Source organism: Acidithiobacillus sp. HP-11 (assembly GCF_015100075.1).
GTDB classification, from domain to species: domain Bacteria; phylum Pseudomonadota; class Gammaproteobacteria; order Acidithiobacillales; family Acidithiobacillaceae; genus Acidithiobacillus; species Acidithiobacillus thiooxidans.
On record NZ_JACKYY010000022.1, the window covers coordinates 1 to 18,755 of the forward strand.

General features: G+C 46.4%; 12 protein-coding genes and 1 pseudogene. 11 read left to right on the forward strand and 2 right to left on the reverse strand.

The features are described from left to right. Positions 1-282: pseudogene (locus H7F08_RS08030) on the forward strand (IS630 family transposase); the annotation flags it as partial. Here H7F08_RS08030 and H7F08_RS08035 read toward each other — a convergent pair. Together H7F08_RS08035 and H7F08_RS08040 are read right to left on the reverse strand one after the other, a co-directional pair. Beyond that, positions 274-1,260 (reverse strand): HlyD family secretion protein, encoded by a 987-nt coding sequence (locus H7F08_RS08035; protein ID WP_193640299.1) that lies wholly within the window; start codon positions 1,258-1,260, stop codon positions 274-276. The pseudogene H7F08_RS08030 and the gene H7F08_RS08035 overlap by 9 nt on opposite strands. Positions 1,261-1,645: 385 nt before the next feature. Further along, on the reverse strand, positions 1,646-1,837 hold the full coding sequence (locus H7F08_RS08040) for a hypothetical protein (RefSeq protein WP_024893049.1): 192 nt from the start codon (positions 1,835-1,837) through the stop codon (positions 1,646-1,648). A 679-nt stretch (positions 1,838-2,516) separates the two neighbouring features. Between H7F08_RS08040 and galU the strand changes: the two genes are divergently transcribed. From galU to H7F08_RS08090, 10 genes are all read left to right on the forward strand, one after another. Further along, the gene (galU, locus tag H7F08_RS08045; protein ID WP_065975280.1) at positions 2,517-3,500 is read left to right on the forward strand and encodes a UTP--glucose-1-phosphate uridylyltransferase GalU; all 984 of its coding nucleotides are present in this window, start codon (positions 2,517-2,519) and stop codon (positions 3,498-3,500) included. Between the two features lie 45 nt (positions 3,501-3,545). Next, positions 3,546-5,828 carry a UDP-forming cellulose synthase catalytic subunit gene (bcsA, locus tag H7F08_RS08050; RefSeq protein WP_193640284.1) on the forward strand — a complete coding sequence of 761 codons (2,283 nt, stop codon included), beginning with the start codon at positions 3,546-3,548 and terminating at the stop codon, positions 5,826-5,828. A 14-nt stretch (positions 5,829-5,842) separates the two neighbouring features. After that, the gene (locus tag H7F08_RS08055; protein WP_193640285.1) at positions 5,843-7,921 is read left to right on the forward strand and encodes a cellulose biosynthesis cyclic di-GMP-binding regulatory protein BcsB; all 2,079 of its coding nucleotides are present in this window, start codon (positions 5,843-5,845) and stop codon (positions 7,919-7,921) included. Beyond that, the gene (locus H7F08_RS08060) at positions 7,918-10,767 is read left to right on the forward strand and encodes a cellulose synthase subunit BcsC-related outer membrane protein (RefSeq protein WP_193640286.1); all 2,850 of its coding nucleotides are present in this window, start codon (positions 7,918-7,920) and stop codon (positions 10,765-10,767) included. Before H7F08_RS08055 ends, H7F08_RS08060 begins: the two co-directional genes overlap by 4 nt. A 25-nt stretch (positions 10,768-10,792) precedes the next feature. After that, a complete protein-coding gene (bcsZ, locus tag H7F08_RS08065) occupies positions 10,793-12,031 on the forward strand; it encodes a cellulose synthase complex periplasmic endoglucanase BcsZ (RefSeq protein ID WP_193640287.1) in 1,239 nt (412 codons plus the stop codon). 25 nt (positions 12,032-12,056) lie between these two features. Then, positions 12,057-13,280, forward strand: a complete 1,224-nt coding sequence (locus tag H7F08_RS08070) for a GGDEF domain-containing protein (protein ID WP_193640288.1) — start codon at positions 12,057-12,059, stop codon at positions 13,278-13,280. 170 nt (positions 13,281-13,450) lie between these two features. Then, the gene (locus H7F08_RS08075) at positions 13,451-13,873 is read left to right on the forward strand and encodes a hypothetical protein (RefSeq protein WP_193640289.1); all 423 of its coding nucleotides are present in this window, start codon (positions 13,451-13,453) and stop codon (positions 13,871-13,873) included. Between the two features lie 187 nt (positions 13,874-14,060). Next, positions 14,061-15,392 (forward strand): protease pro-enzyme activation domain-containing protein, encoded by a 1,332-nt coding sequence (locus H7F08_RS08080; protein ID WP_193640290.1) that lies wholly within the window; start codon positions 14,061-14,063, stop codon positions 15,390-15,392. A gap of 1,212 nt (positions 15,393-16,604) precedes the next feature. Further along, on the forward strand, positions 16,605-17,612 hold the full coding sequence (locus H7F08_RS08085) for a hypothetical protein (protein ID WP_193640291.1): 1,008 nt from the start codon (positions 16,605-16,607) through the stop codon (positions 17,610-17,612). Further along, positions 17,609-18,754, forward strand: coding sequence for a polysaccharide biosynthesis/export family protein (locus tag H7F08_RS08090; protein ID WP_193640292.1), 1,146 nt, complete (start codon positions 17,609-17,611; stop codon positions 18,752-18,754). Before H7F08_RS08085 ends, H7F08_RS08090 begins: the two co-directional genes overlap by 4 nt. The last annotated feature ends 1 nt before the right edge of the window (position 18,755 follow it).

Below are 18,755 nucleotides of genomic sequence, written 5' to 3' on the forward strand. Positions count from 1 at the left end.
GCGTCAGATGTGTATAAGAGACAGCACATGCACTTTACGCCCACTTCGGCATCCTGGCTCAACATGGTCGAGCGTTTCTTTCGGGATATCACGACCCAGCGATTACGTCGTGGGGTGTTCACCAGTGTGCCTGAACTCATCCAGGCCATTGAGGGGTACATCGACCACCACAACACCCATCCCAAACCCTTCATCTGGACCAAAACCGCCCGCGACATCCTGCAAAAGGTCATTCGCGCCAATAGCCACTTAAGCAGCAAACAGAATGCAACACTACACTAGCATGCCCGCCCGAAGAGGACTGTAATGACCATCGACACGCACCACAGAACGGTTCATGTGGACCAAAACCTGATACAGAGAGGCGGTGCTATGTTGCTGGGTTAATATGGCAATTTCGGCAGGTGTCAATGCACTTTCAGAAATTCTTTGTACAATCCCATGGAAGGCACCAAAACTGCTGTAGGGGAATGCAGCATAGTGCAGCAGGACAGGTGTTCCCCGATGCAGATAGGCCACAGCGCTGCTGGGAACGAGAAACTGAGCGATGAGGGAATCGCCTTTAGGCATGATAGACAAGACTGGAGAGCCGGCAATAACCGCCTGACCAGAGGTTACAATCAAGGCCGATACCCTGCCGGACGACGGTGCACGCAGTACTACAGCGTGTCCTCCTGCCGTTTTAGCCAACTCCTGTCGGAGTGATGCTAATTTGGTCTTAATATCGCCTTCCTGGTTTTGGATGTTGAGAGGCAACTCCAATAGTTCCTGATGGGTATCATTGAGTTGCTGGGCCAAGACACTTTGTTTGGTTTGCAGGGCCGCCAACTGGCTGCGGGCATTATAAACAGACAGGCGTTGTTGCTGTAGCTCAGGGTCAGATACAAGACCTCGACTTTTCACGCTTAGGAACTCCTGCAGCACTTTCTGAGTGCTGGTGATGTCTTCCTGCTGAATGTGAATCTCGGTACCCAGCTGGGCATATTCCTTCTGCAGATCGGCGAGTTTGATCGATAAAGTTGCTCGCTGCATATGAGAAAGAAGATTTTCAGAACTCAGGTTACGCTGAAGGATGGCCTCCTCCTCGTTAAGGGATTGCTCAATCAGCGTATTGACCATTCCCACTTTGGGACTGTCAAGGTTGCTCGTGATATCAAGGAGTGGCGTTCCCGCCTGCACAGATTGATTGGGGCGTACCAGTACTTTGGCGACGGTACCAGCTAGAGGGCTGGTCACAGACAATAAACCCTGGCTGGGCATTAGTGTTCCTGATACAGACAAATGTCTGGTATAGCGCCCAAATATGAGGATCAGAAAAACGCTAATGACTAAGATTAAGGCCGACCAAGCATAAATTCTGTGATGAACTGGAGAGCCCAACTGAATGGGGCCGAGCAAATCAACATTAGGCCTTTTATGGTGACCTGACATTGGAACACCCTTGGCATTGTATAATATTTTTCAAGTGTAGATAACAGGGATGAGCCTTTGTTTTTGTTATGTACAATATTTTTGCAGTTATTGATGTCATAATTATTGCTTTCATTATGGCACACTAAATCGCCATATTTTAAAAAATTTCTCTGATAATCCATGACCAGGACATTTTAAAAACGGCCTGGTCATGATGTCGAAGCTTAAAGTATCAAGCTTTTGATAACACGCCTCCTAGTGTGCTTCCGACTAATGAGAGAACAGGGGTTAGTATTGGCGAAGTTTGAACTTCGGCATCCAGGACGGGCAAACCTAACACGTCGACTCCAGCGCCAACAGCTAGACCGCCAGTTACTTGTGCTGCCTCTTCAAGGGTGATCTCGCGAATTGAGTTCTGTTCCATATAATTACTCCTTCGTAATAAATTTACCTGTGGCATAATAAAGCCATAAAACAAACCGGCAGAACAACCTGCCGAAACGTCATTAAACAACTGATGTGAACAGACGTCAAGATGCAACATTCTAACTTTATTGGTCTTATTTTTAAAATATTATTATAATACGTGATCGCCCGGCGATGGGTTCACGCTTACATAGGTAAGAGACTGGTATGCATTAATTGAGCGACATGTATCCCGGATTTTCAGATGCAGAGTAAAGATCACGCAAGATGTGCTCTGAGGAGATCTTGGGTAATTGCGAATTCCTCGCCACTCCATCCATCGGCATCAGACCACTGGTTCTACGATGATCCAGCCACCTAGCCCACGGCCAATCAGCCTAATCGGACATTAAGCAATTACTTCGGTTAGCAGAAAACATCAAAGGGTGTGCGTTGCTAAATATAGACAGTGCAAATCCAAAGATTATTAGGTATATAAGAAGCTGCTACGTAGCAGTGTGGCTTTATGGCTACACATGAAATTTAATCTTGTGTTAAAAACATTAGATATTGGTTCGAAATTCTTGTGAAAACAATGGTTGGCACAATGCTTGCAAGACTCAGTTCGGGACTCTATTGGTTTGTCTGAGAAATCCGAATATATGCTGTCGATCGTGGATCATAAGGAGATTATGTCAATGAATAAGTTTTCTCATTTTGATAGTAGATCATCAAAATCAAGGATAAGAACAGCCGTGTTCCCCGTTGCAGGAATGGGTACTCGCTTTCTTCCCGCGACTAAAGCTACAGCTAAAGAAATGATGCCAATTGTTGACAAACCGCTGATCCAATATGCGGTTGAAGAAGCATTGGAGGCCGGTTGTGACAGGTTGGTTTTTATCACGGGTCGTGGAAAACGAGCTATAGCTGACCATTTTGATGTCGCCTACGAGCTTGAACATGAACTGGAGCGAAAGGGGAAGCAACAGCTTCTGGATGAGATAAGGCATATTGTGCCCAAAAAGGTCAGTACGGTTTTTTTGCGGCAGCCCTATCCATTGGGATTGGGTCACGCAGTGTTGATGGCACGGGATGTGATTGGAGAAAACCCATTTGCAGTGCTGCTGGCTGACGATCTGATTTTATCCAAAAAGCCTGTACTTGCACAAATGATTGAGCAATATGAGCGTTATCATGCCGCTATTCTAGCAATCCAAACGGTGCCACCAGAAGAGACGAATAAGTATGGAATCATACAATGCCAGTCTTGGGAGGATCGAATCTATCACATCTCAAATCTGGTTGAAAAACCCGAACCACAAAATGCGCCCTCTAATCTTGCGGTTATAGGACGTTATATATTTCCTGCACGGATTTTTTCCTACTTGGAGGATGTAGGTGTAGGAAGTGGAGGGGAGATTCAGCTGACAGATGCCATCGCCGCGTTGTTATGCGAGCGCCAGGTATTAGGATATGCGTTTGAAGGCGATAGATTTGACTGTGGGGATAAACTTGGATACCTGAAGGCGACGGTCGAATTTGCACTACGACACAATGGAGTGGGTAAATCATTCGCCGAGTTTTTGCATGGCTTCGCGGCAGAAGGATTATGCTGTCGACTTAGTGAACATAATTCGGACAACCCCCCTCTGCAAACCATGAATAAGAAGCATGTCGCATAACTTCATGAAGCCAGATCGCTTATTTAACTAATAAGGATGCAACCCATGCAAATCAAAAGAATACTAAGCACCCTAATGACCGCAATTATCTTTGCTATTATTGTAGTTGGAATGGTTGGCGTCTTTGTTTTGGCTGCAACGCCTGTTACGACTACGGCTCAAGGTTATGTAGGTGGGGTCATGTTGGCTTTGATGATCCTCGTTCTTTTTTGGGGACGTAAACTGAAGTTTCGTGGACCGCTAATTGCACCCTTACGCATAATCAGTATTTTTCTTGCAATCTTTCTGACCATGAGATACATGGTGTGGCGTGTAGAGTTTACTATCGGTGGTTACGGACTCATTAGCCTGATTGCCGGAATAACACTGTTTGCTGCTGAAATATACTCTGCTGGATTTGCCTTGCTGGGATATTTTGTTAATGTAAATCCTCGACATCGTCAACCAGTCCCCCTGCCAACTGAAGAATCTACATTCCCTACTGTTGACGTTGTCGTGCCTAGCTATAATGAACCTGCTGATTTGCTTGAGGTGACTTTATTAGGGGCACTTAACATGGATTATCCTTCCAATCGCTTCCATGTACATTTGTTAGATGATGGAGGGACAGATGATCGTTGTCATCACCCGAAGACAGCAAAGCAGTCTCGTGAACGTCGTCAAGATCTGCAGCATCTTTGCAATAGACTAGGTGTAACGTACCATACAAGAATTAAAAATGAACATGCCAAAGCCGGTAACATTAATGCTGCTTTAAACTCTCTTGAATACGACCTTATGGTTATTCTTGATGCGGATCACGTGCCGACCAAAGACTTTCTGAAAAAAACCGTTGGATTCTTTATTCAGGATGATAAATGCTTTCTAGTGCAAACACCGCATTCTTTTATTAATCCAGATCCAATCGAGAAAAATCTGGGAACATATAATGATTCACCTCCGGAGACTGAATTATTCCACAACGTGATTCAGACCGGGTTGGATGGATGGAATGCTTCATTTTTTTGCGGGTCAGCTGCTGTCATGCGTCGAAGCATGCTCCTGGAGGTGGGTGGTATTCAGGGGGATACCATTACGGAAGATGCTGAAACAGCAATGATTCTGCATGCTAAAGGCTATCATAGTGTTTTTCTGAACGAATCCCTAAGCATTGGACTGCAGCCAGAAACAGTCATGAGCTTTATTGCCCAGCGCGTTCGTTGGGCACAAGGAGCATTACAGTTGCTGCATTTTAAGAACCCACTTTCATTACCGGGACTTAAAATTACTCAACGTATTGCCTATCTGGCAAGTTTTTCATACTGGTTTTTCCCATTTTCACGCATTATTACCATTCTGGCACCTTCCATGTTTCTTCTTTTCGGGATCATGGTGTATAACGCGACAACGGAGCAGTATGCCATATATGGTGTTCCATATTTCCTGTCTACCATGTTGTTTTCTGATTTTATTTTTGGAAAAATTCGCTGGCCGCTTATCTCCGATGTCTACGAAATGGTACAAACACCGTTGGCAGCTCCTGCATTAGCTGCAACCATTCTTCGGCCAGGAAAACTTTCTTTCAAGGTAACTCCCAAAGGTGAGCAACTTGATCGTGATTTTTTAGCTCCGACAGTTTGGGTACAGTATTTTCTGCTGGCATTGGTTTTTGTTTCCTTAATCGCTGGGGGATGGCGTTGGCTCGATCATCCAGGAGAACGTCCGCAACTGGTTTTTACCATGATGTGGGAAGTGATCAATTTTATGATTGTAGCTGCGGCTGTTGGCGTAACGTTTGAGCGCAAACAACGTCGTAAAGACTTTCGTATAAAACCAACGACGCCCATTCCAGCGGTGCTCCATAGCGACTCTGGTTCTCAGATCTCGGTACGCATCGCTGATTTGTCAATGGGTGGCGCATCTCTTTACCCATCCCAATCGGGGGATGCTCTTGATGCCCTGCATGGAAAGGTCACGCTGTGGTTGCAAAGCTGCCAGAATAAGAAACGAGTTATTTATCTTCCCGCACGCGTGAAAGGAGAGGCTTCAGGGAAGATCGGAATACAGTTTGAGTACCAGAACACGCAGCAAAAATCAGAAATCGTGGATTTGATTTATGGTAACAGCTCGCAATTAGAGGAACGCCTGGAGCAACGTCGGAAACGGATTTCATTTTTTTCAGCTTATCTTTATATTGCGAAAAAGTCTGCGTCTGGATTGGTTTCAAACATCCAATTCGCTATAACCCTGGGCATGCGATCTGTCGCACAGGCTGCTCATGAATTGTTTATGGTCCGGACACATCATATATGGTCTTTGGTATTTTCTGACCGGTCTGATCGTAGATAAATAAGGAATAATTCATGCTTCGATTTTATCTGACTAACGTTTTATGGGCTTCTGGAATCGGTGTCCTCTTATTGGGTACTGTTCCGGTATGTGCGCAAGCTGGAACTCTTCCTGTGGCGATGCCTCTCACTGCTTTGTCTCAGGGCAAAAAGGTTACAGTGCTTCGCCAGGGGCATGATATTGCCCAGCTAACCTGGAAGGTGCAACCTCACCACGAGGATGAAAATCCCGCTATTCAAATTCGTTATCTGACTAGTCCAGATACCCCAGTGGGTTCCCAACTGGTCGTTTCTGTCGATCACAAAATCGTGGGGGCAGTGCGTTTGAACCCCAAGCTTCCAAGAGGCAGTTTTACGGTGCTTCTTGGGCATCGTGCTTTTACGGCGGGCTCATACCCGATAGCGATTCAAGCCATTCTTGGACCTGTTGTTTCTAAAACCTTGGCTGCAGAAGCCTGGACACAGGTTGATTACAGTTCTTCGCAAATCCGTTACACGCCGAAGCCCATCCCATGGAAACACCTTGATTTTGGACATATGCCCACTATTTTGAGTGAAGCGGCTACGGGAGGACATTTGCTTTTACCGGTTCGATTTTATGGCCCTAAAGACCCCGCAATGCTCACAGCCGCACAAGAAGCAGTAGCTGGGTTAGCCTTGCGAACTAAAAATGTGCTTCACGTTGACGTGCAAATGCCATCCTCTTCATCAGTCCTGGCAAAAAATACACCGGCAAAACTGTCAGTGGTCATTGGGAAAGCTTCAGACTTGCCTACAGATCTGCTGCCCCACAGGCCTGTAGAAACTCCAACCGTGTACCTCATTCCCGACCCGGCAAATCGTGTGGGAGCGGTTCTGGTTTTTACTGGTGCTAATAATGCCCAGATACTGGAAGCGGCAAGCGCTTTTGCTATGAATCGCAAGATGTTGCCTTTGGGGCATCGCTGGGACGTGACTAGCGGCGATCAGCTCGCGAGTATGCACCTGGGGCCAGAAAATGGACTATACCCCGACCAGTTGATGCCGATCAGTAACCTGCAGGGAATGCAGTCCACACTGAGTAAACCCCGAGGGACCGCTGTTATTCGGTTTTGGATGCCTGGTGGTCTGTTTGCCTCGCGGCAAAGTCGACTAAAAATGAAATTGACGATGGCGACTGAACCACTACGTGCGACTACAGACCACCCGATTATCACCGTCATGGCCAATCACCATTGGATATCAAGTTGGAAACTTACGCCCGGAGTGGTTAACTACCAGACCACGATACCTTTTTCGGCGCTGGTTGGGGGCGAAAATCAAATTCGTTTTGATATTGCAGGGGGTAAGGTAGCAGTTTTCCCCGATTCCACTCTGGAGTTGCCTAGAACGCACCGATATGCCGTTCTGCCCAATCTCAGACTGTTTGCGCACACCGGGTTTCCACTGGTCGCGAATGGTGCTGCGCGCAACTTGGTCATATGGTATAGCCAAAGAACGGCTACAAATTGGTCTGCAGGGTTAACCTTGTTTAGTAAAATAGCTCAGGCGGCACACTCTCCGTTAGCTGGAGCTCAGGCAACATTCTCCATGCCCAACAAAAAGAATGCACTGGCTATCGGAACGGTAGAATCTATTCCAGCAACGTGGTTGGCCAATAGTGCCGTGCGTTTTATACAGAATCGCATCCAATGGCAGTTGGGGAGCCTTTCTGGCAAACAAAAAACATGGGTTGGAGCCAGCTTGTTTCCTTCCGCCGCTTATTTAACAGAAGCGCGAACTCCCTACGAAAATGGAGTGGCTGTAACTTTTTTATCCACTAAATCTCAATACTTGAAGTCTGCTGCCTGGAAACTGGCCGATAGAGCCAGTTGGAATAGTTTGCATGGAGACTTTGCCAGGCAACAGCTTCATGGCACTTATCAATCCACCATGGTGGGTCGTCACTTCATATATGGCAATCGCCAAAATGACTGGTTTTGGATCTTCCTGTTTTCCAAGAAACCCTGGTTTTGGGTGCTGACGGGATTGTCAGCGGTTCTTTTAGCCACTTTCGCTGTTTGGATATTCACCCTGCGAAAAAAAGCGCAATGGCGCGCAGAGGATGCCCTATGAAAAAGAATAATCACCAGAAGACTTCCCGTATCCCTTATTGGGTGAGCCTGATTGTTGCAGGAAGCTTTCCCCTTGGGGTAACCAATGCTTATGCTATGCCTGCAGCGGGGCAGATCCAGAGGGGCGGCAATGTCTTGCAGACGCACCAGTCCAGCAATCTAATCAGCAACATCTATACGAAAAAAAATCATTCACTAGCCACTATTGGGGCCATAGAACAGAAGATTTGGACGGCTATCAACCATAATCACCTGCGGGCAGCGAATGAGTTGATTAAGCAAACTATCGCGCAATATCCTGGTTGGCATCCCCAACCCTCCATGAAATTTGTGCTGTTGGAAAAAACGATCTGGGCAGAAATTCGGCTTGGTCAAATAAGCCTCGCCAGGGTCAATATGCAGCATTTGCAAGAGCGCTTTGGACAGGGTGTCATGGCGCACCAGACCAATATATCTCTCGTTTCCATGCGCAATGTTCTGGAAGAAAATCGGCTCTGGCACCTTTTGAGTGAAGGGCACCTGCGCACATTACAGACCGCCATCCTCCAAATTCAGAAAGAAGATCCCAGTTACCAGCCTCCGCAGAAGCTCTTAGCACTGATGCAGCAGGGACTTGCGGGTAGAAAAGTTAGCCAGTTGGCCCTTAGGAAAGAATGGTCACAAATAGTCGCGCTCCACGCGCAGACACCCAGCGTCTTCACGCCTGCTTATGCCGGAAACCGGCAGGCCTGGGCCGAAGCGCTGGCGAAGACCGGGCATACACGGCATGCCACCCTTGTTTATCTTTCTTTATTGCAGGACTGCCACCATGCCCTGCAGGCGCAAAATATTTTAAACCAGGCTGCAACCAGCCGGATACCGTTCCAGGACCTGAAAGCACTTTATGCCCGGGCGCAGGCGCGTTTCCCGTCTGCTCAGCAGAGCCTTGAACACCACTTTCTCCAAAATGTGCTGATGCTGGCAGCACGTGCGCACAACGCCCATCAAAATGCGCAAGCAGCAGCCCTGGTCACACCAGAATCCATGGCGATAGAACAGTTGCATAAAGCCCGTGATGCCGAACTTATGGGCGCCATATTTTCAGCCAATCACCAACCGCATAAAGCCTTACAATGGTGGGTCAGGGCGGCCCAGTGGTCTGGGAAAGTGGGTGACTGGCAAATAGTTGGCAATCTTGCCATGGCTGAAAATGATCTGCCCATCGCAGACGAAGCCATAGCGCATTTACCGGCCGGCACACCTGCGTCGGAGCATTTCCGTCGCCACAATGACATCATGGCCGCACTGCGCGATTACAAAAATCGGGATTATCCAGGTACCCTCAGGGAATTGCATGCCGCGCAGCAGTTTGGTCCCTTATCCTCAGGCATGGAAACCATTAAAGCATGGTCTTTGGTGCATACCCGTCATTACCAAGCGGCCAGCACCCTGTTTACTCGCCTCTATCAAAAACATCCTTCCTCCGGGAATGCGGCTGGCGTGTTGATTACTGACCAGCAGACGCACAACCTGGCACACGCTTACCGGTTGGCGACCGTTAGCAAAGGCCCACTGGCATCCCATTTACCCATGGCGAGCATGCGTGATCACCTGAACGACATCAATATCATTCCCTGGCGTTTTATGCCTCCAGATCAGATCGTGCCGCCGCCTACCCGTCAAAGTTATCTGGCATTGGGTGGTTCCTGGGAGGAGCGTGGCGGGAACGATAGCGGAATGACCCAGATAACTGAATACCTGCCTTCCTTGCAGGCACAGTGGGGGATCAATTGGCACATGGCAGCTTTTGCCCAGGTGTCCTCGCCCGATTTGTACGGAGGTCAGCCTTCCAGCGGACAATTGCCGACCTTGAATGTTGCCTCAACGACTTCGAGCCATGCGACCGGGCATGTCTGGCAAACTCCCCAATTCCTGCTGGGGGTGGATAACCGTGAACCCCACCAACACTGGCGCGCAGCTCTGGGTTGGACCTCACCTTCGGGCATTGGAGGGGGGACAGTACAAGGCTTGCTGCGGTATACCTTTATCCCCTCCAGCACCGGAAGCAACTGGAGCGTTCACCTGCTCCGTGACAGCGTGCGACAAACTCTTTTGTCCTACAACGGGGTGCAGGAAAATATTCAAACCACCGCCGCTGGCCATACCCTGGACCTTCCCTATACCTGGGGAGCAGCCATTCGCAACCAGGTTGGAGCCAGCGGATATCTGAGTGGCGGGAAACATGGCTGGTCTTTAATTGGCACCTTGCACCTCAATGCCATCACCGGGCAAAACATTCAGACCAATTTAGGGGCCAGTACTTATCTGGCCGCAATGAAACCGGTATTTACCGGAGCCGGTTGGTGGATCACGGTAGGACCTTCTGTTTATGCCGAAACCTACGCACGGAATGCGGATTTCACCTCGCCGGGATATGGTGGGTATTTCAGTCCGCAAATGATGGTACAACCCTCCCTCAGTGCGAGTGCCAGCCATTGGTGGCATGGCGGTGGAGTCAATATAAGCGCGGCTGTCGGCTATCAGTGGCTGCATCAGGCGGGTGGCCCATACCTCGGTTTCGGCGCCTTGCGAAATCAAGTGACCGCTTCGCTGGGAACGCAGGGGCTGGCTTTATCCCCATATGCGAGTTCCAGCGGACACAATATAGCCGGATCGGTCAATGTCGTGCTAACACAGCAGCTCTCGACCCACTGGTATCTTGATGCCGGGGCTTCCTATCAGGCTAATCCGGCATTTCAACAAGCTCAGGCAGGGCTGGATATTCGCTATGTGTTTGGAAAACGGAAAGCGCCCAAACGGACCTTCCTGCCTGCCCAGTTTGTTTTGGGCATGGGTCGTTATAGCTAGATGGTGCACTAAAGGGAGAATCGGCATGCATACGTGGGAAGTTCTACCCGAACCTACACACGAAAGCAGGATCAAAAGGATACGTGACTGGTTTCAACTCAAGACCCGACTCATGGGCATGGGATCGCTAGCCATGTTGTTCGCCATGGGCGGTTGTGCTCTGTTACCAGCGGGGAAGTACTCAAGTCCGAATCCCGCTCCTTGGTACCATTTATGGAGCAGTTATCAAGCCCGGTTTGTTGATGCGCAGGGGCGGGTCATCGATTGGGATGATGGGGGGGTTACCACATCTGAAGGTCAGTCATACGCGCTGTTTTTTGCCCTGGTCGCCAACAATCCCGCATTGTTCCAGAAAATACTTTCCTGGACGCAGGACAACCTCGCGCAAGGCAGTCTTGCCGCTCACTTGCCCGCCTGGCGGTGGGGCGAACGTCCCAACAAAACCTGGGGGGTACTGGATGAAAACTCGGCCGCAGACGCGGATCTATGGATCGCCTACACCCTGATTCAGGCAGGCCGCCTATGGGACCGCAATAGCTATACTGCCATGGGGACCCTGCTGGCGAAGCGGATCAACCAAAAAGAAGTGGTCGATCTCAAGGGCTTGGGACCGATGCTCATACCGGGCAACAGGGGCTTTCATATTGCTCCGCAAACCTATGTATTCAACCCCAGCTATCTACCCTTGCCGGTACTTGAAGGCCTGGCACACGCCCTACCGCATGGTCCCTGGCATGCCATGGCAGAGCACCTGCCGGCTTTTATAAGGGCCACAAGCCCGCATGGGTTTACCCCGGATTGGGTAGCCTACTCCCCCACGAAAGGATATTACGAGGCACCACAGGGTCCGAGTAGCAGCTATAACGCCATCCGTGTATATCTCTGGGCAGGCATGAGCAATCCGAAGAGTGCTGGAACACAGCGTATTTTGCAGAGCATTTCCGGGATGAGCCCCTATTTGAAATCGCATTTATTGCCACCAGTCGATGAAAACTGGCTAACCGGAAAACCATCAGGAACCGGTCCCGTAGGTTTCTCGGCGGCACTTATCCCCTATCTGACACAAAAAGAGATGGGCAAGGCCGTTCATAACCAATGGCTTCGGCTCAACGCCGATTATGACCAGGCCAATGGCCTCTATGGGAAGATGCCCCATTACTACGACCAGAATCTGGCGTTGTTCGCCCTAGGATGGGTGTATCACACCATAAGGTTTAATCCGAAGGGGGAACTGCAACCCTCATGGTCCACCGGGAAGCCGTAGAATGGACACAAAAGAGGACAACAACATGGCACAAAATATCTTCGGCGCATTGCCCTGGAAGTCAGGTTTTCGTTATAAGCATAAAATAAAGCCCACAAGTGCTGCGTCTGTTGTTCTGGCGCAGACCATGTCGGTGCATAGGATTGGAATCACTGGGAACATCAGCATTCAATGGCGCGACTCTATGATAAACACGAATGTGAAAAGTGCAGGCACACACACTGAGAGAACATTTGACGTCATTACGACACGTGATTATCAGAGATTTAATAAAGTGTTAATATCAGTGATTAATAACGGCGAAAATCTACATGTCGAAACAGAAAAAATATTTAATCAATTCTGTAAAAAAATATTGCGTGAGCTAGGACCATTAAAGTGGTCCAGTCTCGTTGAGATATCCGACGCTGGACATCCCTTGCAGAGAGAACGGAGCTTGATCTGTGAAAATGCACAAATAAAGTCGAAAATACGATCTCTAATTAACAAGGGGATACCAGAAAAGGCCGCTTTATACGATTTATTCGATCCAACGACACCCATGTTTCTAAGGATGTTGCAAGACTATGCTCAAGAAGTGGCTATAATTCCTGTCCGGCTTGAACGATTTAAGGGACTGTGGATTGTGGGTAGTAATGAACCCCGGTACATTGAAAAATTTGGTTTCGAAAATCTGGCTGTTGCTCCGCATATGCTAGAAATTATTGCTAGCGCAAGGGAGCACGCACAGCGTGATCCCTTAACCGGCCTTCCTAATCGAACATTTCTGCATTACTGTCTTACAGAAGCCAGATCACGAAGTGTCAGAAAAAAAAACCAGATGGCAGTTAGTCTATTAGATCTGGATGGATTTAAGATGATAAATGATACTTACGGACATAAAGCAGGAGATTGGATATTGCAGGAAATAACTTCACGTTGGAAAAAAGTTCTACGCTCATCAGACACACTATTACGTTTGGGTGGCGACGAATTCATCATTCTTATTGAAGATCTTAAAAGCATTAATGATTTGAATAGGTTGATGAAAAGGGTTCATGCACAGGCTGCAGAACTATTTGTTTATAATGGACACAAAATTCAACTAGATGTAAGTGCCGGGATCACTATATTCCCTCATGATACAGGAGATAATGACATACTGTTAGATCATGCAGACCAAGCTCTATATTGGGCAAAATCCAGCAAATCAAAACGTCAGCGGTGCTATTTTCTTTACAGTGATGTAAATAGTAGTGTGGCTTCATGAGTGAGGCATAAATATATCAAATGAAAAATGATTATTTTTTGTGGATTAAATGGCTTGTCCTTGTCGATATGTAATTAGTGCAATATGGATTTACGATTTGTTGTTGGGAACTCAAAGATGTTATGTCTAGACTTATGTATTTATGACCTATGAAAAAGGAGGTATCTACAATGCGAGCTAATGGAACTGATAACTTGCTCACCATCGGATTATTCCATGTCGCTTTGGTTGCAAGTGCGAACAGAGAAAGTAGCGATTTACTTGTGGATGGGTTGCGAGAGATGATTACTGGATTACACGCATTAATGGATCAAGAGCATTTCAAGATTGAATTTTTTAATGGTCAAGATTTAGAAAGAGATCTCTTGGATTTAGAACACTTGATATTATTGATGCTTGAAGAGGCGCGCAATGAATCAAAGAGCCTTGAGAGGCAGTGTGCATTGAGCCAGTTGCTTGATGCACTGACTGGGTTACGCTGGGAGGTCGTCTATCATACCAGGAATAACAGTCATCGCCTAAAGGCTTTTGGTACCATGAATAACGACAATCAACTATCCAATATAAAACTTCATAGACTTAAAACACATTGAATATTTATCCAACTGATGATGGAAATCGCTATTCGCATTTTCCTGGCAATGGGATAGTTTGATGACCATTATTATCTGGTTTATGGTATTTATGATATCAATCCTCTGAATTTTAATTTGGTGAATGAATACCAACAGATGCGATCTAATGCTAATGTGAACAGCGGTTTCGACAAGGAGCGCACCAATGAATAATTGGGTATATGAACCGTTTCCTGAAAGTTTGCACGGAGAACCTGCAGACTCTCGCCGGCTTTCCCGTGTGGAAGATCATGAAAACATTCAAATCAGTCTGTATGTAAAGCGACGCCCGGTGAATGATATTCTGCTTTCTCGTGAGAAAGTGCTGGCGAGAAGGGAGACTCTGTATCGTTACGACCTCGATATTGTCAGTACATTTGCCCAGGATCATGGTCTCAAAGTGTTGGAGGCGGATGCACGCCGCAGGCGGGTGCGTATTTCCGGGACGGCGGCGCAAATGCGGACAGCCTTCAAGGTGGATCTGTATTGGTACCAAGGAAAAGCAGGCAAATTTCGTGCATATGTTGGTGTTCTTCAGGTACGCTCAGACCTCAAAAATGTCCTGGAATCTGTACTTGGTTTGGATGAACGGGTTATTGCTCACCCCCGGCTGAGGCGTATCGATAGATCTTCAGCCACAACATCCAGTGCCTATCTTCCCAATCAGATCGCTGGATTTTACGGGATTCCCGTACATCCGACAGGTGCTGGAGAGTGCATTGCAATTATCGAGTTGGGTGGAGGCTTCCATCAGTCCGATATTCGTACGGCATTTGCGGCGATGGGGTTGATACCCCCCAATGTGTTAGCCGTCAGCGTGGATGGTGGTGAAAACAGTCCCACTACGCCTGACTCAGCGGATGCCGAGGTTGGGTTAGATATCCAGGTGGCCGGCGCCGTCGCCCCTGGAGCCTTGATTGTTGTTTACTTTACGCAAAATACTGATGCGGGTTTTGCTGACGCCGTATCTTACGCGGCTACCGACAGTAGCCATAACCCATCTGTCATGTCCATCAGCTGGGGATCACCAGAATCAGAGTATTCTGCGCAAGCGCGCAACAGCCTGAATTCTGCTCTGCACGACGCAGCAGAGGCAGGGGTAACTATCACGGTCGCTGCAGGAGATAACCTTTCTACCGATGGTCTCAACGATGGCGCCGTACATGTCGATTTTCCAGCCTCCAGTCCCTATGTGGTCGCCTGCGGCGGAACGTCGATTACTGTCAGTAGCGGACGGATTAGTCAGGAGGTGGTCTGGAATAATGGTACCAGTGGTACTGGAGGTGGAATATCTGGAATATTCCCGGTCCCTTCTTATCAGTCTCAGGTGAAACTTCCAGTCAATGTTAGTTCTGGATCCTCTGGAAGAGGTATGCCCGACGTGGCTGCGGATGCGAATCCTTTCACAGGATATCAGGTGACTGTAGATGGTGAGACTTTCCCGGTAGGTGGGACCAGCGCAGTAGCACCGTTATGGGCAGGTTTTTTGCCCTGGTGAATAATGCTCGTGACAACGCGTTAGGATATGCAAACCCAATTTTATATAGCCAGACAAAGGGATTTCGTGAAGTTTTACATGGGAATAATATTCCCGCCAATTTCAATCTAGGGTATCGAGCGGGCCCAGGGTGGAACGCATGCTGTGGGCTCGGTGTAATGATTGGTCCAGATCTGTTTAAAAATTTGATTCAATGAGGTTGAAAACTGGAACCAATTATTATAAATTTTTAAAAAACCGAAAACGGATTAAGTTTACGGAAATAAAATGTTAGTCAGGATTCATTATGGTGCGATCTGTTACAAACCGATCAGCGAGGCCACTGGGATTAGAGGCTGTAGTCATTTAATATGCCATAGAAAGTATGATGCTGACTGCAGGCATAATCTTCTTTCTGACTGATGAAGTATTAACAAGTATACATTATAGGTTTGATACTATGTTTGAGCTTGTTATTTTTTGTGGATTATATTTCACCTATTTTAAAAAACGGTTTGCAGGCCTGCTGCAATTGGTAAGTGAAGAAATATGGTTGTCGCCAATGAGCGACTCCATCAATAAGCATGCTTATTTACACAAGTTTATGTATCATTTTGATTGTAATAATGTTTATATTATTTGTAATAAGGCGTGATGAATACCAGTGAGGAAATATGTATTCACGAGGCTACTTGTTCCATAAAAAAATTATGTGTTAATTGGTTTAAATACATTGGAATCAGTTAGTTGTAAAAGTGGCATGAGTATTGCTATTAATTAAATGGTTTTTATTGATTAGGGATAAACAATGTGGGGCATTGTTATACAAGCTATTAACAGTTTTAATTGTTGATTTTAGGATGCATGAAGATACCATTGCTGGGCTTTTTTATTTTCCTGCAAAAGATTATACTGAGTAAATAATCAATGATATTAATCGCAAAAGTTTACTGCTGATAGACGGGTGCGTCATATTTGTTCGGGTGCCTATACCTAATTTTTGTGTGCAATATTTGTGGAGGTGGATTATTCTGGATTCATGTGGTAAGCGAAACTCACCCTAGGTGTATTAAATAAGTGTTAAAGCCATCACAAATTTGTTATTTATTTTTTTGCCATATATCGCCGAAATGTTTAATTTCGCGCTTATGTGTTAGGCTTACTCCTGTCAGGTTGGCGAGTGAAAAAAGTTAAGAGGCATGTTTTATGTTGAGAAAACACAGGTTAATTACAATGGTTATTATTGTACCAAATGTCATCGCGATAATTTATTATTTTTTTATCGCATCGGCAACGTACAATTCATCGGCGCAGGTGGTTGTGGAAACCACTTTGCCCCACTCAGGAATTGGCCAATCCAGTCTCACTTCCTATGCTCCAGAAAGAGTAAAGAATGCTTACACCATAAAGAATATAATACTTTCTTGGTCAGCCTACCAACATATCCGAAATGAGTTACCACTGAGGAAATGGAATGCATCCGGTGATTTTATTACAGCCTACGGCGGAGTAGATACATTTTTTTCACGAAGTGACGTTGCGCTATGGAAATACTTCGATCACCATTTTTCTGTAAGCATTAATAAAAATGATGGGGTGATGTCCTTAAAGTATACTGCATACAAACCGCAATGGGCCCAGAAAATACTGCAGTCAACGCTGCAATATGCCATAGGAAAAATGAAGAAGATGGGCCAGAAGGTAAGAGAATCTCGTTTGGTTGCTGCAAAGGCTGCAGTCGCTTCTGCACAGTCTGGTCTAAAGACAGCAAATAACCAATTATCTCTTTATCGAAAAAAAACATCAATCTATAACCCAAAACTTATTTTACAGAATGAACTACACTTGCTGACCAACCTTTCAACAAGGTCTGCGGAGTTAAGCGCAGATGCAACAGCGTTATCTCACGCCGCACCAAAAAGTCAAGCTGTTTCAGGATATAATAAAGCAATTTTTATGCTTAATAAAAAAATTAAAAGTGCAAAGCAAACGCTACTTGCGAACGATAATATAGCTCATCTTTATCCTGTTCTAATCGCCAATCAATCCATTGCTGAAAGACTTTTAAGTCTTGCTAAAGAAAGCGAACAGAAGGCCTTGACACAGGCTGATGCTCCCAGTTTCCTAGCCGTAAAATTAAGCGATCCTTCTTTACCAAAAGGATCTTCAGGGCCTGAGAGAATGGTTGATACCATGATTATTTTTGGGATCACCTTATTATTGTGGAGCTTCTTAAGATGAAATGGCAGTTATATCCAGTACCTTTTATGATTAATTTATTATTGTTAGGTTGTTCCAGCCTTCCACATAGCGGACCCTCTGTGTCGGCTATGCAGCATGCTAATTTGGCAAACTTTATCATTGAACCAGTGACTCCTGGCAAAGCGCTTGCATTAGCATTAGAGACTAAAAATAAGAGAGAGATTAGATTTGATAAGGCGTTAGGCAAGCTGCGGCATTGGTCTCAAAAAAAAATAACCAAGGATCTCATTCAACCTGGTGATCAGTTGCGAATCACGCTTTGGACAACCCATCTTTCATTATCTGGTGGGCAATCGTTGTCATCACCGCTTCATAAATCCCGGTTGGGTGATTTTTTAGTCGGACAAAACGGATCTATTCAATTGCCTTATTTGGGTAAAGTTGAAACCGATGGATTAACACTGAACGGGCTGGAAAAAAAGATTAACAAGAAGTACAAGAGTACTGATAAATTTATTATGCCCTATACAAAAGTGCAATGGGCTCCACATGGTCATTTACAAGGCGTACTCATTAGTGGAGCTGTAATGCATCCTGGTTTATTTCCTTGGCGGCCAGGTGGGTTGTCGATTGCTAAAATTCTTGCCAAATCAGGTTTAAAGGATGTTCCGTTACAATCCAAAGATAAGAACCATTCTGTAGAGGATGCTTCTACTTTGGTGGAAATAAGTTATCATCATCAACAGGTAACCTTACCTTTTCAGATTCTATATGTGCACCATCTGCGTGTGCCTTCTGGTGCACATATATTGGTTTCACAGACGGCTGCTTATAAAGTCACACTTCTTGGTGGAGGGGTACTGCATCAAGGCCTGTATTCGTTTGGATCGATACCGAATATCAATGGGTTGCTTGCAATGAGCGGCGGGCTTCAGAGCAATACAGCAGATGATCGGGAAATATTTATCATGCAACCATCCCACAGAGTAGGAACTAAGTCCATTCTATATGTATTACGCTGGAATACAGCTGAAGGATTACTCTCTGCTCAAAGAATGCCTTTACATAATGGCGATTTAGTCTATATACCAACGGCGCCAGTGGTGCCGATTGAAAAAGCGGCACAAATATTCAGTGATTTCTTGCTGCCACCTGCTTTAATTAGTAATGCGGTTAAATAAA